We start from the raw sequence: 22325 nt of genomic DNA, 5'->3' as shown, positions 1-22325 counted from the left end.
TCGGGCACTCGGCGCGCCGACTTCGGCGCATGATGATCGCGTGAACGATCTGGTTCAGGGCCATTGCGATACCCGCTTCGAGAGACTGTTCGACGCCTTCGGCGAGGCGATCGCCAACGGCGACGAGGTGGGCGCCGCGATCACGATCGACATCGACGGGGAGACCGTCGTCGACATCTGGGGCGGCTACGCCGACGCGGGCAAGACCATGCCGTGGACAAAGGACACCATCGTCAACGTCTGGTCGTCGACCAAGACGGTCACTGCGCTGGCCGGCCTGATGCTGATCGACCGCGGCCTGATCGAACCCGGCACCCTGGTCGCCAACGTCTGGCCGGAGTTCGGCGCGAATGGCAAGGGCGACATCGCCTTCCGTCATTTGCTGTCCCACTCGTCGGGTGTCTCGGGGTGGGATCAGCCGGTCGTCGTCGAGGACGTCTACGACTGGGAGAAGTCGACGGCCGCGCTCGCCGCGCAGGCGCCGTGGTGGAAGCCAGGGTCTGCCTCGGGTTATCACGCGCTGACCCACGGCCACCTCATCGGCGAGGTGCTGCGGCGGGTCACCGGAAGGACGCTGAAGCAGTTCGTCGCCGAGGAGATCGCCGGGCCGCTGGGCGCGGACTTCCAGATTGGCGCGACGGCTGCGGACGCGCCGCGAATAGCGGAGATCATCCCCGCCACGAACCCGATGGACGGCATCCCGCCGATGGACCAGTGGACCGAACAGATGCTGAAGACGTTCACCGGGCCCGCGCCCGACCCCACGGTGGCCAACACCGATGCGTGGCGGGCGGCCGACATCGGTGCCGCCAACGGTCACACCAATGCGCGCGCACTCACCAGGATTCTGTCGGCGATCTCGTTGGGCGGCAACGTCGGTGACGTCCAATTGCTTCAGCCGAAGACCATCGAGAAGATCTTCGACGTGCAGTGCGAGGGGCCGGATCTCGTGCTTGCCCTGCACCCGATCCGGTGGGGTCTCGGATTCGGACTGCCTCAGCTGGAGACCATTCCGTACATCCCCGACGAGAAGATCTGCTTCTGGGGCGGCTGGGGTGGTTCGTGGGAGACGATGAACCCCGACCGTCGGATGACCACGGCCTACGTCATGAACAAGATGGGGCCCGGCGTCGAGGGTTCGGAGCGCACGGCCCGCTACACGACGTTGATCTACGACGCCCTTTCCTGACCCGCCCCGGTCGCCAGCCCGGCGAGATGGCGTCCGATGGGTAGGGCGGCCGTCGCGGCCGGTGACGGGGAGTTCAGCACATGGATCATCCGGTCGGTGCGCTCGACTACGAAGTCGTGGACCAGCGAACCATCCCTGCGAACGGCCTGCGCGCGAATCCCCGCTTCGCGCGGAAGCAGGTCGTCGACCGTCAATCCCGGTGCGTACTTCCGACATTCGCGGAGATACCTGCGCTTGGACAGCGAGTTGCCGATCTCCCGAGCGCCGAGGCGGACATGGGCCGCCGCCACTCGCCACGAACCGGGAAAAGCGGCCATCCTCGCGACGTCACGCAGGTCGAGCGAGAACTTCGGATACCCCTCCCGGGCGAGTCCCAGGACGGCGTTCGGCCCGACGGTGATGGCACCGGACATGGTCGGGCTGAGATGGACGCCAAGGAAGGGCAGCTCGGGATCGGGCACCGGATAGATCAACCGTCGCACGAAAGACCCTCTTGCAGAGGGCAATTGGAAGTACTCACCCCGAAAGGGCAGCACCTGGACGTCGGCCGGCACCCCCGCCAGCTCCGCCAGGCGATCCGCCTGAAGACCGGCGCACACCACCAACCGGTCGCACGTCACGGTGGTCGATTCCGTCGAGATCGCTACGCTGGCCGCGGTTTCTCGGATGGCGACGACCCGTTGGCCGGTGTGCACCTGGCCACCCGCAGCGCGGACGGCGTCGGCAAGCCGGTGCGCGATGAGCCGGTAGTCGACGATTCCCGTCCGCGGGAGGTGCAGCGCGCCGAGGCCGGTGACGTTCGGCTCGAGCTCGGCCAGCTCATCGGGCCCGACCCGTCGACACGTGATGCCGTTGACCGCGGCCCGTTCCTCGAGAGCGGTCAGGCGCGCCAGCTCTGCAGTCGAGGTGGCGACGATCAACTTCCCGCATTCGTCGAAGGCGATTCCATGGCTAGCGCAGAACTCCTTGGTCGCCCGTTCGCCGGCCTTGCAGAAGGTCGCCTTCAGGCTGCCGGGTTCGTAGTAGATGCCGGAGTGGATGACACCGCTGTTGTGGGAGGTCTGATGGGCGGCGACCGACGCTGCGCCATCGAGCACGACGACGGTGGCGTCGGGCTCGGCGACCAGCAGGTGGTGTGCCGTCGAGAGCCCGACGATGCCGGCTCCGATGACGCAGTAGCGATGTCGGTTCATTGCTTCGCACAGTACGAACTGGAAGCGGCAGTCAGGCGGTGGCGGGCCCCGGCGCCGCGGGCTTCTTCTTCGACCGCACGCGCTTGGCGTAGTTCATCGCCGGCTTCTCGATGAGGTAGTAGGTGAAGGAGCCCGCGAGGAGGGTGACCGCGAGGACCAGCACGATGTTCAACAGCATTCCGGGCAGCGTGTCGCCGGCCATCCAGCCGATCCGGCCCAGCATCAGCAGGACCGGGTAGTGCCAGAGATACGTCGACAGCGAGATCTCGCCCACGAATCGAATGGGCTTGAAGTCGAGCGCCGTTGCGAGCCTGGTCTTCTGGTGGCGGGCCAGCGGCGCCACGATGATGAGGATCATCAGCGCGGCGACGACGGCGACGGCAGCCGTGACGAACTGGCTGGCGAAGACGAGGAGCACGCCACAGAGGAGCAGCATCGGAAGGATGGCGATCGCGCTGATCATCCGCACCCTTCGCGCGAGCCGTTCGGGAACCTCACCCCGTTCGATGGCGATGAACGCGATCGCGGCGAACATGCCGAGCGCGAAGTTGTCGGCATTCGTCAGATAGCTCTTGGTGAATACCGCCGCCCAGTTCGGCCCCCAGTTGAGCAAGAGGAAGTCCGACGTACCCGCGTGCGAGAACACGAGCGGGATGAATGCCCGGCCCACGAGCCCGATCACGAGCAGGATCCCGGGCACCACGGTGGCCAGGATCAGTGGGTTGACGTTCATCCGCTTGCGCATCTTGAAGACGACGACGAACAGCAGTGGCAGCGAGGCGTAGAACGCGTACTCCAGGCTCAGCGACCACGACGGGTTGATCCCGGTCTGGATGTACGCCGGGAAGTACGACTGGGTCAGGGTCAGGTTGGCGATGAGCATTCCGGGGTCGGTGATCATGCCCGTGCCGTCGTCGGTGCCCAACGCCTGCAGCGTCGGGTTCTGCACGTAGGCGACCTGGAGAACGAAGTTCACGAACAGGAAGATCAGAATGTAGGCCGGCATGATTCTGGCCAGCCGGTGCACCGCGTAATCCGTCACATTCGGCAGCGCCGAGACGGTCCGTTCCTTCACGAGATTGCGAATGAACGGCAGCGACAGTAAGAAACCACTGAGAACGAAGAAGTAAACGAGGGAGAATCCAAAGACATTCGTCTGCCAGGTGGCCGCAGTCTTCGGTGAGTAATGGCCAGTTACGTGCGTCACGACGATCATCAGACATAGGAGTCCGCGGACGCCGTCCAAGCCGATGATGCGGGCCCGCGCGGGACCCGAGGGCGCTGTTCCCGGCGTCGGTGCAGCTGTGCTCCTGCTCACATCCTGCGTCATTGGGTATTGCACCTCACCGTTCACCTCGTGTCGCCATCTCGCGAACGCCTTTACGTTGCACCGACGCGGGACCCGTGAATGTCGGACGTCGGCTTTCGCGAACCGGGCGATTCCCCTTGCTGGGAACGCGCGATTCGAAACTCCGCAACCCTTGCCCGACCGACTGTGGGACCGCGACGTGCCATCCGAGTTGGCGGCGCCGAAAAAAGGATAGCCGTTCCGCCGAATTCGTGCATAAAGCGCACGATCCTCGACGTAGCGTGAAATTGGTGGCAAATAGATTGCCGATTCCGTCGAATGCAAATGGCAACTGGTGAGCACCGTGTTGCCAGACCATGATCAGGCATCGAGCTGACTCGGTGCGACCCCTGGCTACCGGAGCCGGCCCAGCGACGGCAATGGGCGCGAAGACGGCGCGGCCGCGAGGTCGATTACTGGTGCGGGCGGCGAACGTCCGACCGTTTAGGACGTGTTTGCTGACCGCCAACTTCCGTCCGCCGGCCGGCACCCCGTCAGGACTTGCCGATCAGGCCGTCCGCTGACCTCGCGCCACCAGCCGCTGCAAGACGTCGTGCCCGAGCCGTCGCAGGTCGATCCGCGGTGACGCTGCGATCAGCGTCACTCCGTCGGCTACCCCCGCGGCCTCGATGTCGAAGATGAGACCGGTCAAACCGTCGACCGTACCGACGTAGCGCAGCGTCCCGTCGTCGACGGCCGCGAGCTCACGTACCGAATGGAAGTCCGGAGCGACCGCCACCGTGATGTCCAGGATCACCTCGACGTCGCGCCGATCGGATCTGATTCGCGCGCGGCCCCGCTGAGCCCTCTTCAGGTCCGGCTCCGCCAGCCTGACGGTGGTTTCACCGCCCGTCGTCAACTCGTTCCAGTCGTTCCCGGACCCGTCCACCACGAATAGCCGCACCGTGGGGACGATAGAGCCGTCGCCGATGCGCTGCGATGGTTGCGATCACGCCGAATCGATCGATGGCGCGCGGCGTGGACGAGTACGGGTGCTGGGGTTAGTAGATTGCACACGTGACAACGGACGCTCGGCCGGAGATCCCTGCGCAATACCTCTTGTCACCGTCTGCGCCCCCACCGCGAACCCTGATCGACATCCTCCGCGAAACCGCCGAGCGGCACCCCGACGCGCCCGCCCTCGACGACGGCGACGTTCAGCTGACCTACGCCGAGCTGATCGCCGACATCGAGGAGAGCGTGGGATGGCTGGCCGCCCGCGGGATCGGTCGCGGCGATCGCATCGGCATCCGGATGCCGTCCGGCAGCTACGCGCTCTACGTCGCGATCCTGTCGGCTCTGGCGGCCGGCGCCGCCTACGTGCCCGTCGACGCCGACGACCCGCAGGAGCGCGCCGAATTGGTCTTCGGCGAGGCCGGGGTGGTGGCGATCATCACCGAACAGGGGCTGATCCGCGGTCCCGGCTCGTCCCGCGGCTGGCGCGCCGGTGACCCGATGGTTCGCGACGACGCCTGGATCATCTTCACGTCCGGTTCGACGGGAACCCCCAAGGGTGTCGCGGTGACCCATCGCAATGCCGCTGCCTTCATCGACGCCGAGGCCCGAGTTCTCTTGCGCGACAACCCGATCGGGCCGGGCGACCGGGTGCTGGCAGGACTGTCGGTGGCCTTCGACGCGTCCTGCGAGGAGATGTGGCTGGCATGGCGGTACGGCGCCTGTCTGGTGCCCGCCCCGCGCTCGCTGGTGCGCAGCGGAATGGACCTGGGGCCCTGGCTGGTGGCGCGGGACATCACGGTGGTGTCGACGGTGCCGACGCTGGCCGCGCTGTGGCCCGCCGAAGCGCTCGAGGCGGTGCGGCTGCTGATCTTCGGCGGGGAGGCCTGCCCACCCGAACTCGCCGATCGCCTCGCCGTCGAGGGTCGTGAGGTGTGGAACACCTACGGCCCGACCGAGGCGACCGTCGTCGCGTGCCTGGCCCGGTTGCAGGGGACGGGTCCTGTCAGCATCGGGCTGCCGCTGCCGGGCTGGGACCTGGCCGTCGTCGACAAGGGCGGTACCCCGGTGGCCCTCGGCGAGATCGGCGAGCTGGTGATCGGCGGTGTCGGCCTGGCCCGATACCTGGATCCGGAGAAGGACGCCGAGAAGTACGCGCCGATGGACACCCTGGGGTGGTCGCGCGCCTACCGTAGCGGCGACCTCGTCCGCCTCGAGGGCGACGGCCTCTACTTCCAGGGCCGGGCCGACGACCAGGTGAAGGTCGGCGGCAGGCGGATCGAGCTCGGCGAGGTCGACTCGGCGCTGGTGCACCTGCCCGGTGTCAGTGGCGGTGCCGCGGCCGTGCGCCGGACGGCGAGCGGCACCCCCCTGCTGGTCGGATACATCGCCAGCGCGGACCCCGACTTCGACATGGCGGCCGCCCGCGCGGCCCTGGCCGAATCGTTGCCTGCCGCGCTGGTGCCCAGGCTGGTACTCCTCGACGAACTGCCGACCAGGACGTCGGGCAAGGTCGACCGCAACGCGCTCCCATGGCCCCTGGAAGACTCCGCCGACGACGACGCCAACCCGGAGCTGACCGGCACCACCGGCTGGTTGGCCGGCCTCTGGCGGAACGTGCTCGCCGCCCCGGTCGGCGGACCCGAGGAGGACTTCTTCGCCCTTGGCGGCGGCTCGCTGTCCGCGGCTCAGCTGGTGGCCGCACTTCGGACGCGCTACCCCGAGGTGACGGTTGCGGACCTCTACGACCATCCCCGGCTCGGTTCGCTCGCCGGGTACCTCGACGAACTCGATCCGGCATCGGCCGTCGAGCCCCGGGTCGTCGCACCGGTATCCCGGCTGACGGAGCTGGCGCAGGTCATCGCGTCCGTGCCGTTGGCCACGCTGACCGGCATGCAGTGGGTGATCTGGCTGGCGCTGCTCAACAACGTCGTCGCCGAAGTGCGGCCGTCGTCGTGGGCCGTGCCCGTCGATTGGTGGCTGCTGCTCGTCGGTTTCATCGTCTTCGTCACGCCGCTGGGCCGCATGGCGATCGCGGTGGTCGGTGCCCGCACTCTGATCGGCAGCCTTGCGCCCGGCACCTACCGCCGCGGCGGCACCGTCCACCTGAGGGTGTGGCTCGCCGAGCGGCTCGGCGAGGCCAGTGGCGCTGAAAACCTGGCGGGCGCACCATGGTTGGTGTACTACGCCCGCGCACTGGGCAACAAGGTGGGCAAGGGCGTCGACCTGCACTCCTCCCCGCCCGTCACGGGAATGCTGAAGCTCGGGCACCGCTGCTCCATCGAACCCGAGGTGGACCTCACCGGGCACTGGATCGACGGCGACCTGTTCCACGTCGGGGAGATCACCGTCGGCAACGACGCCACCGTCGGCGCCCGGAGCACGCTGTTCCCGGGCGCCGTGATCGGCAAGAACGCCGACGTCGCGCCCGGCTCCGGGGTGATCGGCAAGGTCAAGGCCGGTCAGTACTGGAAGGGATCGCCCGCCGCGAAGTCGGGCAAGGCCCGGCATCCGTGGCCCAGTGAACGGCCGCCCCGCGCGCCCTTCTGGATGGCGGTGTTCGGTGTGACCTCGATCCTGCTCGGCGCCGTCCCACTGGTGGCCCTCGGCGCCGGCCTGGCGGTCATCGGCTGGGCGATCCGCGACACCGCGTCGCTGACCGACGCGATCCTGCCCGCGTTGGCCTGGACACCGGTGGCCACCCTGGTCGCGCTGGTCGTCTACGCGCTGCTCACCGTGCTCGGCGTGCGGGCGATGGCCCTGGGCCTGGGCGAGGGCTACCACCCCGTGCGAAGCCGGGTCGGCTGGCAGCTGTGGGCCACCGAACGGTTGATGGACGCTGCCCGCAACTACCTCTTCCCCATCTACGCCAGCCTGCTGACCCCAGCGTGGCTGAGAGTGCTCGGCGCGCGGGTCGGACGGGGTACCGAGATCTCGACCGCGCTACTGACTCCGAAGTTCACCGTCGTAGAGGACGGCGCCTTCCTCGCCGACGACACCATGGTCGCGTCCTACGAACTCGGGGGCGGCTGGATCCACGTGGCGACCGCGACCATCGGCAAGCGGGCGTTCCTCGGCAATTCCGGTATCACCCAGCCGGGCAGGCGGGTGCCCGACGACGGGCTCATCGCGGTGCTCAGCGCGACGCCGCACAAGGCCAAGGCCGGCTCGTCGTGGCTGGGCAGCCCGCCGATCCGTCTGCGTCGGCAGCCGACGGCGGCCGACGTCCTGCGCACCTTCCACCCGTCGCGCAAGCTGAAGATCATGCGCGGCATGGTCGAGACGTGTCGGCTGCTGCCCGTAATCGTCACGTTCGCGATCGGTGTCGCCGTACTTGGCTCGCTGCAGGCGCTGGTCGCCGAATTCGGTTGGCCCGCAACCTCATTGATGGGCGGTCTGGTCATCCTGGCGGCCGGGATCGTCGCGGGTGCCATCGCCGTGATCGCCAAGTGGCTGGTGGTCGGGCGGATCACCGCCGTCGAGCACCCGCTGTGGTCGTCGTTCGTGTGGCGCAACGAGGTGTCGGACACCTTCGTCGAGACCGTCGCCGCGCCGTGGTTCGCTCGGGCGGCCAGCGGGACCCCGGTGATGAACCTATGGCTGCGGGCTCTTGGCGCGTCGATCGGCAAGGGCGTCTGGTGCGAGACGTACTGGCTGCCCGAGGCGGACCTCGTCACGGTCGGCTCCGGTGCGACGGTGAGCCGCGGTTGCGTCGTGCAGACCCATCTCTTCCACGACCGGATCATGCGACTGGACACCGTCACCCTGGAGGACGGCGCCACGCTCGGGCCGCACTGCGTGGCGTTGCCCGCCTCCAAGATCGGTGCGGGTGCGACGGTGGGGCCCGCCTCGCTGGTGATGCGCGGCGACGAGGTGCCTGCGTCGTCCCGCTGGCAGGGCAACCCCATCGCGCCCTGGGGCGCGGGCCGCAAGAAGCGCGGCGGGTCCGGAGCGAAGTCGACGAAGACCACGGAAGTCACTGCCGCGTGACGCGGAGCGACCGGGGTTTGAAGAAGGCGGTACGGGGCACCCCACCCGTCATCGACCCGTACATCCCCGGCAACGGCAACTTCGGCTACCGGGTTTCGCGGTACGAACTGGACCTCGAGTACAAGGTCAACATCAACCGTCTCGCTGGGTCGGCCACCATCACCGCGGTGACGCTCGCGTCGCTGAAGACGTTCAGTCTCGACTTGTCCGAGGTGCTGACTGTGTCGAAGGTGTCCGTCAACGGCCGCAGGCCCGCGCACTTCGGCCGGACGCGCGGGAAGCTGAACATCACGCTGTCCTCGGCGCTGGCCGCCGGGGCCGCACTGTCGATCACCGTGCGCTACGTGGGGACCCCGAAGCCCATCCGATCCCTCTGGGGTGACGTCGGATTCGAGGAACTGACCAGTGGCGCACTGGTGGCGGGACAGCCCAATGGCGCCGCCTCCTGGTTCCCGTGCGACGACCACCCGAGCAGCAAGGCCAGCTACCGCATCGCGATCACGACGGAGAACCCGTACTACGCGGTGGCCAACGGCAAGCTGGAATCCCGCCGCACCAGGGCCGCCATGACCACCTGGACCTACGAGCAGCCAGAGCCCACCTCGACGTATCTGGTGACCTTGCAAATCGGTCCGTACGGGCAGCAGCACCTGTCCAACAAGCCCGTGCCGATGAATGCCGTTCTGCCACAACGATTGCAACGCAACTTCGACCATGACTTCGGCCGTCAGCCCCAAATGATGAAGCTCTTCGTCAAGCTGTTCGGCCCCTACCCACTGGCCAATGGTTACACCGTCGTGGTCACTGACGACGATCTCGAGATTCCCCTTGAGGCACAAGGTATCTCGATCTTTGGTGCCAACCACTGCGACGGGTCCCGCGGCGCGGAACGGCTGATCGCCCACGAGCTCGCGCATCAGTGGTTCGGGAACTCGGTCACCGCACGGCGATGGCGCGACATCTGGCTTCACGAGGGGTTCGCCTGCTACGCCGAATGGCTGTGGTCGGAGGACGCGGGCGGGCGCACCGCCGACGAGCACGCCCGGCACTACCACCAGCGGTTGCGCAACTCACCGCAGAATCTGCTGCTGTCCGACCCAGGGGCACGCGACATGTTCGACGATCGCGTCTACAAGCGGGGGGCGCTGACACTGCACGTGCTGCGCGGCACGATCGGTGACCAGAACTTCTTCAAGCTGTTGCGGGACTGGACGACTCGGCACCGGCACGCCACCGCGGTCACCGACGACTTCACCGGGCTCGCCGCCAACTACGCCGACGAATCCCTGCGGCCGCTATGGCAGGCATGGCTGTACTCGACGGGCGTGCCAGACCTGTGACCGACGGCGCGCCAGCAGCTGTCCCCGTTGATCTCTCTCGTGGACCCGTCACCAGGAGCAGCGTCATCCGGGTCGGCTCGGCGACCGTCATCAGCGCGGTCTGCGGCTATGCGGTGCTCTACCTCGCCGCGCGTGACCTGGAACCCGAGGGCTTCTCGGTGTTCGCCGTGTTCTGGGGTGCGTTCGGACTGCTCGCGGGCGCCGCCAACGGCCTGCTGCAGGAGTCCACCCGGGAGGTGCGACAGGCCAGGCACGCCCCGCCGTCGGACGGTCCGCGGATTCACCCGATGTGGGTGGCCGCGCTGGTCGGCGTGGTCTCCGCGGCGGCGGTCGCGGGGAGTGCGGCGCTGTGGTCCGGTCACGTCTTCGTCGACGCGCAGTGGCTCAGCGTCGGCCTGCTCAGCGCGGGCATCGCGGGGTTCTGCATGCACGCGACGCTGCTCGGGGTGCTGGCCGGGGTCGACGGCTGGAGCCAGTACGGCTCGCTGATCGTGGGCGATGCGGTCGGCCGGGTGGCGATCGCGACGGCCACCTTCCTGATCGGTTGGGGGCTCGTCGGATACCTGTGGGCCACGGTCGCCGGTTCCGTCGCGTGGCTGCTGCTTCTGCTGGCCTCACCGACGACGCGGGCGGCGGCGCGACTGCTCACCCCCGGCACGTTGTTCACCTTCCTGCGCGGCGCCTCGCATTCGATCGCCGCGGCGGGTGCCAGCGCGATTCTCATCATGGGCTTCCCCGTGCTGCTCAAGGCGACGTCGGCCGACCTCGGCGCGGCGGGCGGTGTCGTCATCCTCGCCGTGACGCTGACCCGCGCGCCACTGCTGGTCCCGTTGACCGCGATGCAGGGCAACCTGATCGCGCACTTCGTCGACCAACGCGAGCGGAGGTTGCGGTCGCTGGTGGCGCCGGTCGCGGCGTTGGCGGTGCTCGGCGCCGCGGCGGTCCTGTTCGCCGGTCTGCTCGGTCCGTGGCTGTTGCGCACCGCCTTCGGACCGGCGTATCAGGCGGGCGGCGCGTTGCTGGCGTGGACGACGACCGCGGCGGTCGCAATCGCGCTGCTGACGTTGACCGGCGCCGCGACGGTCGCCGCGGCCATGCACCGGGCCTACGCCGCGGGGTGGATCAGCGCCACGCTGGCGTCCACTTTGCTGCTGCTCCTGCCGTTGGCGCTGGAGACCAGGACCGTCGTCGCACTGCTCTGTGGACCGCTGGTGGGCATCGTCGTACACCTGGTCGCGCTTGCCAGGGTCCCGGCACCCTGAACGTGTAGGTTCTCCTCCATCAACAGCCCCTCCGACATCCGTGCCGAAGGCGTGTGGATCGTGATCCCCGCCTTCAATGAGGCGACCGTCATCTCCGACGTCGTCACCGACGTCCGTTCCGCCTTCGCCAACGTGGTGTGCGTCGACGACGGCAGCCGCGACGACACCGCCGAACGGGCCTGGCGGGCAGGCGCCCACGTCGTCCGCCATCCGGTGAACTTGGGCCAGGGGGCGGCCATCCAGACCGGCGTCGAATACGCCCGCAGCCAGCCGGGGGCCGCGATCTTCGCGACATTCGACGCGGACGGTCAGCACCGAGTCGCGGACGTGCTGCGGATGATCGGGCGGCTCACCAACGACGACGTCGACATCGTGGTCGGGACGCGGTTCGCCGACAGTGCACCCGTCGACATGCCGGTGCTGCGGCGGCTGCTGTTCCCGCTGATCGCCAAGCTGAGCCCCGCGAGCCGCAAGCTGCGACTCACCGACGCGCACAACGGGCTGCGGGTCTTCAACCGCACCGTCGCCGACGGCCTGAATCTGACGATGAACGGCATGGCCCACGCCAGCGAGATCATCGCCGAGATCGTCGACAACGGGTGGCGGGTGGCCGAGGAGCCCGTCGAGATCCTCTACACCGACTACTCGATGTCCAAGGGGCAGCCGTTGGTCAACGGCGTCAACATCGTCTTCGACGGGCTGCTGCGAAGGAGGATGCGTCGATGAACTGGATTCAGGTGCTGCTGATCGCAGCCATCGTCACGCTGCTGGTCTACCTGCTGCGGTCCCGGCGTAGCGCGCTGTCCCGGGCGTGGGTGAAGGTCGGCTACGTGTTGTTCGTCGTCCTCGCGATCTACGCGATCGTCCGGCCGGACGACACGACCGTGGTGGCGAACTGGTTGGGCGTCGCCCGCGGTGCCGACCTACTGGAGTACGCGTTGATCATCGCGTTCCTGTTCACCACTATCAGTACCTACATGCGCTTCAAGGACCTCGAGCTCAAGTACGCGCAGCTGGCGCGGGCCGTCGCGCTCGAGGGCGCCCGGGCCCCCGGCCCCCGTTAGCGATTTCGGCGCGCTTTCGATCGCTGAGCGACCGTTTCCGCGCCGAAATCACTCGGGGTGGGCCTGCGAGCGGAAGAAGTCGACCGTTCGTTCGATGCCGTCGGCGACCGCCATCGCGGGCACCCAACCGAGGACGTCCCTGGCGCGACCGCTGTCGAGGCACGACCGGCGCACGTCACCCAGGCGGGGCGGATGCAGCTCCGGCGCATCGGGTGCACCGGCCGCGGCGGCGATGGCCGAGTGCAGGTCACGCGTCGAGGTCTCCACGCCGGTGCCGACGTTGAAGCGCTGCCCGCTGCCCGCCTCGCCGCTGGCCCGAACGAACGCGTCGACCACGTCGTCGACGAACACGTAGTCGCGCGTGTCGGAGCCGTCGCCGAAGATCTTCGTCGGCCCGCCCGACAGCAGCGCCTTGGCGAAGATCGCCACCACACCCGCCTCACCGTGCGGATCCTGACGCGGCCCGTAGACGTTGGCGGGCGCGATGTGTGAGCAGTCGAGGCCGTACAGGTTGCGGAACATGTTCAGGTACACCTCGCCGCACACCTTGCTGGCGGCATAGGGCGACGCCGGATCGACGGGCACGTCCTCGTCGGTGGGATATACCGGCGGCACGCCGTAGATCGAGCCACCGGAGCTGGTGTGCACGATCTTGCGGACACCCGTCTTGCGCGCGGCCTCCGCGAGCCGTACGGTCCCGACGACGTTGACGCTGGAGTCGAACTGCGCGTCGGTCACCGAGCGACTCACCGAGATCTGCGCGGCCAGGTGGAAGATCACCTCGGGCCTGCTGTCGGTGAGCAACCCCAGCAGGTCGGCGTCGACGATGTCGGACTTGGCGAACTCGTAGGCGTCGAACCGTTCCGCCCCGACGATGTTGGCGCTGTTGCCCGAGCTGAGGTCGTCGACGCCGATCACGCTGTGACCGTCGGCCAGCAGCCGATCTGCCAGCGTTGATCCGATGAAACCCGCCGCCCCCGTCACCAGTGTCCGCACCGGGTCACCTTACCGACGCCAGCTGGATTTTTCCCGCGTCGCTTCGCCCCCTAGGTGGTCCGTACAGTCGGCAGCGGTGATTCGGCGGTTTGGTGCGCAGCGACTCGGGACCAATTGGGTCGTCGGGGTCGCCGTCGCGCTGATCGTGCTGCAGCTCGCCGTTCGGGCGTGGCTGGCGTTCAGCGGCTACTTCTACTGGGACGACCTCATCCTGATCGCCCGCGCGGGCACCCACGACCTCTGGTCACCGGCCTACCTGTTCGACGATCACGATGGTCACGTCATGCCCGCCGCGTTCCTGGTCGCCGGCGGCATCGCCAAACTCGCCCCGTTCGAGTGGATCTGGCCCGCTCTCAGCCTGGTAGCGCTGCAACTCGTGGCCTCGCTGGCGATCTTGCGGGCGCTTCACGTCATCCTCGGGTGGCGCCCGGTACTGCTGATCCCCTTGACCTTCGCGTTGTTCACCCCGCTGGGGTTGCCCGCGTTCGCGTGGTGGGCCGCGGCGCTGAACGCCCTGCCGATGATCGCGGCAATGGCGTGGGTGAGCGCCGACGCGATCATGTTGGTGCGCACGGGCAATCAGCGTTACGCGCTCACCGGGACCATCGTGTTCCTCGTCGGTCTGCTGTTCTTCGAGAAGGCGGCGGTCATCCCCTTCGCCGCGTTCGCCGCGACGGCCCTACTCGCCTACGTCCTCGGCGACCGCAACGCGGTGAAGACGGTGTGGCACGGCGGTCTGCGGCTGTGGATCGCATCCGGAGCGCTGACGGCCGGGTGGATCGGGCTCTACCTCCTCGTCGTCGACCAGCGGCGCTGGACGCTCGACCTCCCCATGACCGGGGACCTGCTCGTCCGGTCGGTGACCCACGGCATCGTGCCCGGTCTGATCGGCGGCCCGTGGGACTGGGAGCGCTGGGCGCCATCGTCGCCATGGGCGTTGCCGCAGTGGCCCGTCATGGTGGTGGGCTGGCTGGTGCTGGTGGCGGTGATCGCGGTGTCGGTGGCCCGCAAGGAGCACGCCCGCCTGCTGTGGTTGGCGGCCGCGGGCTACGTCGTGGCGTGCCAGTTGCCGATCTACCTCATGCGGTCGTCGCGGTTCACCGCGATCGAACTGGCCCAGACGCTGCGCTACCTGCCCGACCTGGCGGTGTTCCTGACGCTGCTGGCGGCCATCGGATTCTGCGCGCCGAACCGGGTGTCGTCAGCCCGGCTGGACGCCTCGCGCGTGCGCACCGGCCTCGTCGTCTCGGTGGCGGCGCTGTTCGTGGTCAGCTGCGCGTACTCGACCGTCACGTTCACGGCCAGTTGGCGGAACAACCCGACGCGGAGCTACGTCGCCAACGCGCTGACGAGTCTCGCGGCGGCGAACGCGGCCACCGCCGCACCCCTGCTGGACCAGGAGGTCGACCCGCTGATCCTGCAACGCTTCGCGTGGCCGGACAACCTCTTCAGCCACGTGTTCGCGTTGGTCCGGGATAGACCCGAATTCAGCACCAGCACAACGAATTTGCGTACGTTCGACCGCAAGGGGCACCTCGTCGACGCGCAGGTGACCTGGGTGCGGCACACGATGGCCGGGCCGAAGCCACAGTGCGGGTATCTCGTCCAACCCGACGCCCCGGTCCGCATGCCTCTCGACGGCCCGATGCTTCCGACGGAGTGGACGGCCGAGATCAACTATCTGGCGAACAGCGACGGTTCGATGACCTTTGCGCTGTCCGACGGCGAGCCCACGCGAGTGCCCGTGCATCCCGGTCTGAACCGCGTCTTCGTGCGCCTGTCCGGTGCCGGGGACGCCGTGCTGGCCAGTGCCAACACCTCGGCGCTGTCGGTGTGCCTGGCGTCGGGCCCCGTGGGGTACGTCGCCCCGCCCTAGGATCGTAAGCGTGACTAACTTACGTGACGAGGGTTTGCAGGTCTTCCGCGAGCTCCTGCCGGGCGTCCTTCCCGACGGCCCCAACGATCAGGTCGACTTCGGTCATGACGGCTTCGCGCCCGAACTGATGGACATCGGCGTGGAGAGCGTCTTCGGCAGACTGTGGACCCGCGAAGGCATCAGTCGCCGCGACCGTAGCCTCGTCACCCTGGGCATCCTGATCGCCTTGCGCGCCTCCGACGAACTCGCCGCCCACTTCAGGATCGCACGCACCAACGGGCTCACCGACGACGAACTGGCCGAGGTGGTCTATCACGCCAGCGGCTACGCCGGCTTTCCCGCGGCGGCCACGGCGCGCAACGTCGCCGCGAAGGCGCTCGCCGACGGGTGAACTGCCCCGTGGGGCCGCCTCCGGGAATCGAACCCGGGACCTTCTCATTACGAGTGAGACGCTCTACCGACTGAGCTAAGGCGGCAACCACCCGCCCGACGCGCACGTCGGATCAGGGCGGGACGAGTCTACGTGAGCCGGTGCCCAGTCCCCAAAGTCAGCCCCGCAACGCCTGGCCGACGGTGGCGACGAGGGCGTCGACGGCGAACTTGGGCTTGACGTTCGCCGCCAGCGCCTCGCGACACCCGAGCACCGCCTCGATGCAGCGCAGCAGCCGATCCGGCGGAACGTGCGCAGCCATCGCAGCCACCTTGTCGGCCATGTCCGGATGGTTGGCCTGCATTCCGCCCGCCCCGGACGACACCAGCAGCGCATCGCGGAAGTACGTCGCCAGGTCGATCAGAGCCCGGTCCAATGCGTCCCGCGACGCCCGCGTCTGTCGCGACTTCTGGCGCTTCTCAAGGTCTTTCAGCGCGCCCGTGGCACCTCGCAGGGCTCCGGCGGCGCCCTTGCCCGTGCCGCCCGCACCTAGCGCCGTCCTCAGTTCCTCGGTCTCGGCCTCGTTGCGATCCCCGGTGAGCGCCTTCGCCTCGTCCTCCGCGGTGGCCACCAACTCCTCGGCGGCCGCGTACGCCCGGGCCGGCGTCGCCGCATCCCTGGCAAGCCCCAGCGCGCGCTCCCTGCGGTGCCTGGCCTGCTCGTCGGTGGCCAGCCGACGCGCCCGGCCGACGTGACCGCCGCTGACCGAGGCCGCCCACCTGGCATCGTCAGCGCCGATACCGTCGGTGTCGATCAACACCTGGGCGATCGCTTCGAGTCGAGGCGTCACCAGCGCGACGTGGCGACAGCGCGACCGCAGCGTGATCGCGATGTCCTCCGGATCGACCGACGGCGCGCACAGCAGGAAGACCGTAGACGCCGGCGGTTCCTCCACGACCTTGAGCAGTGCGTTCGCGGCGCCCTCGGTGAGCCGGTCGGCGTCCTCCACGACCACGACCTGCCATCGTCCGGTGCCCGGCCGACGTGACGCGATCTGCACGATGTCGCGCATCTCCTTCACGCCGATCGACAGACCCTCGGGGATGATCCGCCGCACGTCGGCATGCGTACCCGCCATGGTCGTCGTGCAGGCGCGGCACTCACCGCACCCGGGAACGCCCTCGGACGTGCACTGCAGGGCCGCCGCGAAGCACACCGCGGCGATGGATCGACCCGAACCGGGCGGCCCGGTGATCAGCCACGCGTGTGTCATCCGGCCGCCCGAGGCCCCCGCCGCCAGCGGGTTGTGAGCCGAATCACCGCGGGCTGCCCACGCCGCGCCCACCAAATCTGCTTCGACGGCGTCCTGGCCCACCAGACGCGAGAAAACACCGCTCATCGAGAGGTCACCCTAGTGCTCGTCGGCGACACCAGCCCAAGATGGCGACTTGCAGGGCCCGTATCGGTGCCTGCGGACCGATACGGTTAGCCAATGGCCACGCACTCCGCACCGATCGGGCGAATCACCGCATTCGTCCGGTGGGTGGCGCGCACCCCGTGGCCGGTGTTCACCCTCGGCATGCTGCAGGCCGACATCATCGGTGCCCTCTTCGTGCTGGGCTTCCTGCGCTTCGGGCTACCGTCCGAGGACCGCGTCCAACTCCAGGACCTGCCCGCGTTCAACCTGGCGATCTTCCTTGGCTACCTGTTCGTCTCGTTCACCGTCGCGGCCTGGCTGACGCTGCGGCTGCTGCTCCCCGTGATCCGTTGGCAACGCCGCGACAGCCTGCTCGGGGGTAGCGACCCCAACGTCACGGCGCTGGCCCGCGTGCGGGCCCTGAGGATGCCCTACTACCGGTCCGTCATCAGCGTCTCGAACTGGTGCCTGGGATCCATCGTGTTCATCGCGGCCAGTTGGCCGGTGGCCAGCCGCTCCGCGCCCGTGGTCGCGGTCGCCACCGCGCTGGGCGCGACCGCCACCGCGATCATCGGCTACCTGCAGTCCGAGCGCGTGCTGCGGCCCGTCGCCGTCGCCGCCCTCCGCGGGGGTGTCCCGGAGAACTTCCGGGCGCCCGGCGTCATCCAGCGCCAGGTGCTCACCTGGGTGCTGTCCACCGGCGTGCCGATCCTGGCCATCGTCTTGGCGCTGGTGGCCAGCAAGTTCGAGATCCTGACCGCACCAGCGGAGCGGCTCAACACGCCGATCCTGCTGCTGGCCATCGCCGCACTGGTCATCGGGCTGGCGGGCACCGTGCTGGTGGCGATGTCGATCGCCGATCCGCTGCGCCAATTGCGCTGGGCCCTCGGCGAAGTCCAACGTGGCAACTACAACGCCCACATGCAGATCTACGACGCCAGCGAATTGGGACTGCTACAAGCCGGTTTCAACGACATGGTCCGCGATCTGGCCGAACGGCAAAGACTTCGGGACCTGTTCGGCCGTTACGTCGGGGAGGACGTCGCCCGTCGCGCCCTCGAGCGAGGCACGGAGCTCGGCGGCCAGGAACGTGACGTCGCCGTACTGTTCGTCGATCTGGTCGGGTCCACCCAGCTCGCTTCGACCAGACCCGCGGCCGAGGTCGTCAGCCTGCTCAACGAGTTCTTCCGCGTCATCGTCGATAGCGTCAACCGGCACGGCGGCTTCGTCAACAAGTTCCAGGGTGACGCCGCGCTCGCGATCTTCGGCGCACCGATCGAACACCCCGACGCGTCCGGCGGGGCGCTGGCCGCCTCCCGCGAGCTGCACGACGAACTACTGGAGGTGTTGGGCGAGACCGAATTCGGCATCGGCGTCTCCGCGGGCCGGGCCATCGCCGGGCACATCGGCGCCCAGGCCCGCTTCGAGTACACCGTCATCGGCGACCCCGTCAACGAGGCCGCCCGCCTCACCGAACTGGCCAAGCTCGAGGAAGGCCACGTGCTGGCCTCGGCGATCGCCGTCAGCGGCGCCCTCGACGCCGAGGCACTGTGCTGGGACGTCGGCGAGATCGTCGAGCTGCGTGGCCGGAGCGCTCCGACGCAGTTGGCGCGGCCGCTCAATCTTGCTGTCTCCAGCAACATCCCGAGCCGAGTCGAGTCCGTCGAGTCCTAGCCCTTCTTGGCTGCGGCCTTCTTCGCGGGCGCCTTCTTGGCGGGCGTCTTCTTCGCCGCCTTCTTCGCGGGCGCCTTCTTCTTCACCGGGCCCCGCGCGCGACGGTCGGCCAGCAGTTCGGATGCCCTGCCATCGGTGATCGACATGACGTCGTCGCCCTTGCGCAGGCTGGCGTTGGTCTCGCCGTCGGTGACGTACGGACCGAAGCGGCCGTCCTTGATCACCATCGGCTTCTCCGACACCGGGTCGGTACCCAACTCGCGAAGGGGCGGCGTCGCGGCCCCCTGCTTGCCGCGCCGCTTGGGCTCGGCGTAGATCTTGAGTGCCTCGTCGAGGGTGACGGTGAACATCTGGTCTTCGTTGGCCAGTGAGCGAGAGTCGGTGCCGCGCTTGAGGTATGGACCGTACCGCCCGTTCTGCGCGGTGATCTCCTCGCCGTTTGCGGGGTCGACGCCGACCACCCGCGGCAGCGACAGCAGCCTCAGTGCGTCCTCGAGCGTCACCGTCTCGAGGTCCATCGACTGCAGCAGCGAACCGGTACGCGGCTTCGGGCCGACCGGAGGCTTCTTGCCCTTCTTCGCCGGCGCACCGTCGTCCGGCTCCTCCGGCGGCGCGGGCAGCACCTCGGTGACGTAGGGGCCGTAGCGGCCGTCCTTGGCGACGACCTCGTGACCCGTCGCCGGGTCGACGCCGAGGCTGCGGCCCTCCTGCGGTGTGGAGAACAGCTTCTCGGCGAGCTCGAGGGTGAGCTCGTCGGGGGTCAGCTCGTCCTTCAGATTGGCGCGCTGCGGCTTGAGCTCTCCGGGTTCGCCGTCCTCGTCGACGACCATTCGCTCCAGGTACGGCCCGTTGCGGCCGACGCGGACGTTGATCGCCCGCCCCTGATCGTCGTCGAACAGCTTGATGGAGTTGACTTCTCGCGCGTCGATTTCTTCGAGGTTGCCGCCGACCAGCTTCTTGAGCCCACCTGCGCGGGCAATCGAGCCGTCAACCCCGTGATCGCCGCCGAAGTAGAAGTTGTTGAGCCAGTTCGTCCTTCGTTCGTTACCCGAGGCGATCTGGTCGAGCTCGTCCTCCATGGCCGCGGTGAAGTCGTAGTCGACGAGGCGCCCGAAGTGTTGTTCGAGCAGCCCGATGACGGCGAACGCCACCCACGACGGGACCAGCGCACTGCCCTTCTTGTGGACGTAACCGCGGTCCTGAATCGTCTTGATGATCGACGAGTAGGTCGACGGCCGACCGATGCCGAGCTCTTCGAGCGACTTGATCAGCGACGCCTCGGTGTAGCGGGCCGGCGGGCTGGTGGTGTGCCCGTCGGCGGTCAGGTCGGAGGCGTCGACGCGTTGCCCCTGCGTCAGGTTGGGCAGTCGGCTCTCGGCGTCGTCGGCCTCGCCGCCGGCCTGCTCGTCGAGGCTCTCGACGTAGGCCTTCAGGAAGCCCGGGAACGTGATGGTGCGGCCGCTGGCGTTGAACACGACCTGCTCGCCGGTACGTGATTCACCAGCGATGCGCAGCGAGAGCGTCGTTCCGCGGGCATCGGCCATCTGCGAGGCGACCGTCCGCTGCCAGATGAGCTCGTAGAGCCGGAACTCGTCGTTGTCCAGCGCGGAGTGCAACTGTCCCGGGGTTTGGAAGACGTCACCGGACGGCCTGACCGCCTCGTGGGCCTCCTGCGCGTTCTTGACCTTGCGGGTGTACTGGCGGGGCGTCGGATGGACGTACTCCTCGCCGTAGAGCTGCCTGGCCTGGTTGCGGGCCGCGTTGATCGCCGTCTCGGACAGGGTCGTCGAGTCGGTACGCATGTAGGTGATGTAGCCGTTCTCGTACAGCCGCTGAGCGATGCTCATCGTGCGCTCCGAGCTGAACCGCAGCTTGCGGCCGGCCTCCTGCTGCAGCGTGGAGGTCATGAACGGCGGATACGGCCGGCGGGTGTAGGGCTTCTGCTCCACCGACGCCACGGAGAGCTGGGCCCCCCGCAGTCCGCCGGCCAGGGCCGACGCCGACGCCTCGTCCAGCACCCGCACCTCGTCGGGCTTGCGGACCCCTCCGAGCGAGTCGAAGTCCCGGCCGCTGGCGACCCGCTTGCCGTCCACGGAGTTCAACTTGGCCGTGAACCGGGGCGGGGATGCCTGGGCGTCCGAGACGCTGGCGTCCAGTTCCGCGGTGACGTCCCAGTAGCCGGCGCTGCGGAACGCCATGCGCTCACGCTCGCGCTGCACGATGATCCGGGTGGCCACCGACTGCACTCGGCCGGCGGACAGCTTCGGGGCCACCTTCTTCCACAGCACGGGGCTGACCTCGTAGCCGTAGAGCCGGTCGAGGATGCGCCGGGTCTCCTGCGCGTCGACCAGATCGATGTCGAGGTCGCGAGGGTCGTCGGCGGCCGCCCGGATGGCCGACTCGGTGATCTCGTGGAAGACCATCCGCTTGACGGGAATGGTCGGTTTCAGCGTCTCGAGCAGATGCCAGGCGATGGCCTCGCCCTCACGGTCACCGTCCGTCGCGAGGTAGAGCTCGTCGACGTTCTTGAGCAGGCTCTTGAGCTCGGTGACGGTGCTCTTCTTCTCGGGACTGATGATGTAGAGCGGTTCGAAGTCGGCGTCGACGTTCACCCCGAGCCGCGCCCACGGTTCCGACTTGTACTTGGCGGGGACGTCGGCCGCGGCGCGTGGGAGGTCGCGAATGTGTCCACGCGACGATTCGACGATGTAGTTGGACCCCAGATACCCGGCGATTTTGCGCGCCTTGGTAGGCGACTCGACTATGACGAGTCGCCTGATCCCGCGGTTGCCGCTGCCACTGTCCTGGTCAGCCAACTCTGTTTACGCTCCACTTCTCCGCTGCCGGCGGACGCGTGACCACTGAATCAGCGGTCCCACCAGCCCACGGCACCTGACAATTTCGCACTCCCGGCGAGCCTACGCAAACTGGCTCCCACACCGGCGCCCCTCAGGTGTGCGGCCAATGGCGGAATGCCTCGCTGTCGCCCGGGGGCTCCCCTACGTTCTCTACCAGGCGCGATAGCCGCCTGCGACCACTGATCCGAAGCGCCGGGCGCGTCCCGCGGGTGCCGATCAACGTCGGCGCGATTCCCACCCTCATCATTGCCGAGGCCAGTGCGGAATGCGTGTCCGGCGCGTGCGGATCCAACCCAAGGAGATAACGGTCGACTTCGGAGGTGCCCGCGGCCAGCGTCCACGCCCGCAGCTCCCGCGGACCGGGCAACCACTGCGGCGGCACGGTCTTGACGGCGCCTCGGGTCCAGTTCGTCGCGATCACCGACAGTCGCCGGTCGGGCGCAGTGCGGACCAAGGGGTTGTCCTCGTCGGTGCGGCCGATCTCCGGCTCGAGGCCGGCCTCGGCGATCATCTCCGCCAGCGCCTCCGCCCGCCACAGCTCATCGACCACCACCGACAAGCGGGCGGCGCGATCATCGCCCTGGCCGACGAGCACGATCTGTCCCGGCGCAGCCAGTATCCCGGTCAGGTCGGCGACCGCGGGGGGCACCGCCTCTGCCGAGAAGAAGGACAGCTGGCTCACGATCCCGACACTAGGCCAGCCAGGCATCCGTGCCACGACACCGGGCCGCAGCTGCGGCCCACCAGTTGCGCCACGGGGCCGCTGGTCGGTCCCGTGTGGCACCCTCGCGGCG

At 68.5% G+C, this 22325-nt stretch carries 16 protein-coding genes and 1 tRNA gene; 9 read left to right on the top strand and 8 right to left on the bottom strand.

All coding sequences use genetic code 11. The features are described from left to right. Nucleotides 1–40 precede the first annotated feature (40 nt). Nucleotides 41–1189: a serine hydrolase domain-containing protein gene (locus QUE68_RS02875; protein WP_286275138.1), complete on the top strand. Its 1149-nt coding sequence runs from the start codon at nt 41–43 to the stop codon at nt 1187–1189. Here QUE68_RS02875 and lhgO read toward each other — a convergent pair. From lhgO to QUE68_RS02860, 3 genes are all read right to left on the bottom strand, one after another. Next, a complete protein-coding gene (gene lhgO / locus QUE68_RS02870) occupies nt 1171–2382 on the bottom strand; it encodes an L-2-hydroxyglutarate oxidase (protein ID WP_286275137.1) in 1212 nt (403 codons plus the stop codon). The two genes, QUE68_RS02875 and lhgO, sit on opposite strands and share 19 nt — an antisense overlap. 31 nt (nt 2383–2413) lie before the next feature. Beyond that, nucleotides 2414–3712, bottom strand: coding sequence for an acyltransferase family protein (locus QUE68_RS02865; protein ID WP_286275136.1), 1299 nt, complete (start codon nt 3710–3712; stop codon nt 2414–2416). A gap of 526 nt (nt 3713–4238) precedes the next feature. Next, the gene (locus QUE68_RS02860; protein ID WP_286275135.1) at nt 4239–4634 is read right to left on the bottom strand and encodes a hypothetical protein; all 396 of its coding nucleotides are present in this window, start codon (nt 4632–4634) and stop codon (nt 4239–4241) included. A 113-nt stretch (nt 4635–4747) separates the two neighbouring features. Between QUE68_RS02860 and QUE68_RS02855 the strand changes: the two genes are divergently transcribed. From QUE68_RS02855 to QUE68_RS02835, 5 genes are read left to right on the top strand one after another with little or no spacing between them, the layout of a single operon-like run. Next, nucleotides 4748–8674, top strand: a complete 3927-nt coding sequence (locus tag QUE68_RS02855) for a Pls/PosA family non-ribosomal peptide synthetase (RefSeq protein ID WP_286275134.1) — start codon at nt 4748–4750, stop codon at nt 8672–8674. Next, a complete protein-coding gene (locus tag QUE68_RS02850) occupies nt 8671–10014 on the top strand; it encodes a M1 family metallopeptidase (protein WP_286275133.1) in 1344 nt (447 codons plus the stop codon). Before QUE68_RS02855 ends, QUE68_RS02850 begins: the two co-directional genes overlap by 4 nt. Further along, complete coding sequence (locus QUE68_RS02845; protein WP_286275132.1) at nt 9981–11276, top strand: hypothetical protein; 1296 nt, start codon at nt 9981–9983, stop codon at nt 11274–11276. The genes QUE68_RS02850 and QUE68_RS02845 overlap by 34 nt, the downstream gene beginning before the upstream one ends. Before the next feature lie 36 nt (nt 11277–11312). Further along, complete coding sequence (locus QUE68_RS02840) at nt 11313–12002, top strand: glycosyltransferase family 2 protein (RefSeq protein ID WP_286275728.1); 690 nt, start codon at nt 11313–11315, stop codon at nt 12000–12002. Then, nucleotides 11999–12340: a DUF2304 domain-containing protein gene (locus tag QUE68_RS02835; RefSeq protein ID WP_286275131.1), complete on the top strand. Its 342-nt coding sequence runs from the start codon at nt 11999–12001 to the stop codon at nt 12338–12340. Before QUE68_RS02840 ends, QUE68_RS02835 begins: the two co-directional genes overlap by 4 nt. A gap of 48 nt (nt 12341–12388) precedes the next feature. Here QUE68_RS02835 and QUE68_RS02830 read toward each other — a convergent pair whose 3' ends face one another. Then, entirely contained in the window at nt 12389–13336 is a 948-nt protein-coding gene (locus tag QUE68_RS02830) for an NAD-dependent epimerase/dehydratase family protein (RefSeq protein ID WP_286275130.1), read from the bottom strand. On the opposite strand from QUE68_RS02830, the gene QUE68_RS02825 reads away from it, so the two are divergent. Together QUE68_RS02825 and QUE68_RS02820 are read left to right on the top strand one after the other, a co-directional pair. Next, entirely contained in the window at nt 13302–15212 is a 1911-nt protein-coding gene (locus tag QUE68_RS02825; RefSeq protein ID WP_286275129.1) for a hypothetical protein, read from the top strand. The two genes, QUE68_RS02830 and QUE68_RS02825, sit on opposite strands and share 35 nt — an antisense overlap. A 10-nt stretch (nt 15213–15222) precedes the next feature. Then, a complete protein-coding gene (locus tag QUE68_RS02820; protein ID WP_286275128.1) occupies nt 15223–15603 on the top strand; it encodes a carboxymuconolactone decarboxylase family protein in 381 nt (126 codons plus the stop codon). Between the two features lie 9 nt (nt 15604–15612). Here QUE68_RS02820 and QUE68_RS02815 read toward each other — a convergent pair. Both QUE68_RS02815 and QUE68_RS02810 read right to left on the bottom strand, forming a co-directional pair. Further along, nucleotides 15613–15688, bottom strand: a tRNA-Thr gene (locus tag QUE68_RS02815). Between the two features lie 72 nt (nt 15689–15760). Beyond that, entirely contained in the window at nt 15761–16981 is a 1221-nt protein-coding gene (locus QUE68_RS02810) for a DNA polymerase III subunit delta' (RefSeq protein ID WP_286275127.1), read from the bottom strand. A 93-nt stretch (nt 16982–17074) separates the two neighbouring features. Here QUE68_RS02810 and QUE68_RS02805 point away from each other — a divergent pair, with 93 nt between their 5' ends. Continuing rightward, complete coding sequence (locus QUE68_RS02805) at nt 17075–18673, top strand: adenylate/guanylate cyclase domain-containing protein (protein WP_284224415.1); 1599 nt, start codon at nt 17075–17077, stop codon at nt 18671–18673. Here QUE68_RS02805 and topA read toward each other — a convergent pair. Both topA and QUE68_RS02795 read right to left on the bottom strand, forming a co-directional pair. Continuing rightward, the gene (topA, locus tag QUE68_RS02800; protein WP_286275126.1) at nt 18670–21489 is read right to left on the bottom strand and encodes a type I DNA topoisomerase; all 2820 of its coding nucleotides are present in this window, start codon (nt 21487–21489) and stop codon (nt 18670–18672) included. The genes QUE68_RS02805 and topA overlap by 4 nt on opposite strands. A 133-nt stretch (nt 21490–21622) precedes the next feature. Next, a complete protein-coding gene (locus QUE68_RS02795) occupies nt 21623–22213 on the bottom strand; it encodes a hypothetical protein (RefSeq protein ID WP_286275125.1) in 591 nt (196 codons plus the stop codon). Nucleotides 22214–22325 lie beyond the last annotated feature (112 nt).

This window comes from Mycolicibacterium sp. TUM20985 (genome assembly GCF_030295745.1).
Lineage (GTDB): Bacteria > Actinomycetota > Actinomycetes > Mycobacteriales > Mycobacteriaceae > Mycobacterium.
The sequence above is the reverse complement of the archived record's forward strand: the minus strand, read 5'-3'. Positions and strand labels throughout refer to the sequence as shown.

What these genes read in the sequence shown, in the direction of transcription:
- QUE68_RS02810 (WP_286275127.1), bottom strand. Translation starts at nt 16,981, where the DNA reads ATGAGCGGTGTTTTCTCGCGTCTGGTGGGCCAGGACGCCGTCGAAGCA.
- QUE68_RS02845 (WP_286275132.1), top strand. Translation starts at nt 9,981, where the DNA reads ATGGCTGTACTCGACGGGCGTGCCAGACCTGTGACCGACGGCGCGCCA.
- QUE68_RS02835 (WP_286275131.1), top strand. Translation starts at nt 11,999, where the DNA reads ATGAACTGGATTCAGGTGCTGCTGATCGCAGCCATCGTCACGCTGCTG.
- QUE68_RS02805 (WP_284224415.1), top strand. Translation starts at nt 17,075, where the DNA reads ATGGCCACGCACTCCGCACCGATCGGGCGAATCACCGCATTCGTCCGG.
- QUE68_RS02825 (WP_286275129.1), top strand. Translation starts at nt 13,302, where the DNA reads ATGAAACCCGCCGCCCCCGTCACCAGTGTCCGCACCGGGTCACCTTAC.
- lhgO (WP_286275137.1), bottom strand. Translation starts at nt 2,382, where the DNA reads ATGAACCGACATCGCTACTGCGTCATCGGAGCCGGCATCGTCGGGCTC.
- QUE68_RS02865 (WP_286275136.1), bottom strand. Translation starts at nt 3,712, where the DNA reads ATGACGCAGGATGTGAGCAGGAGCACAGCTGCACCGACGCCGGGAACA.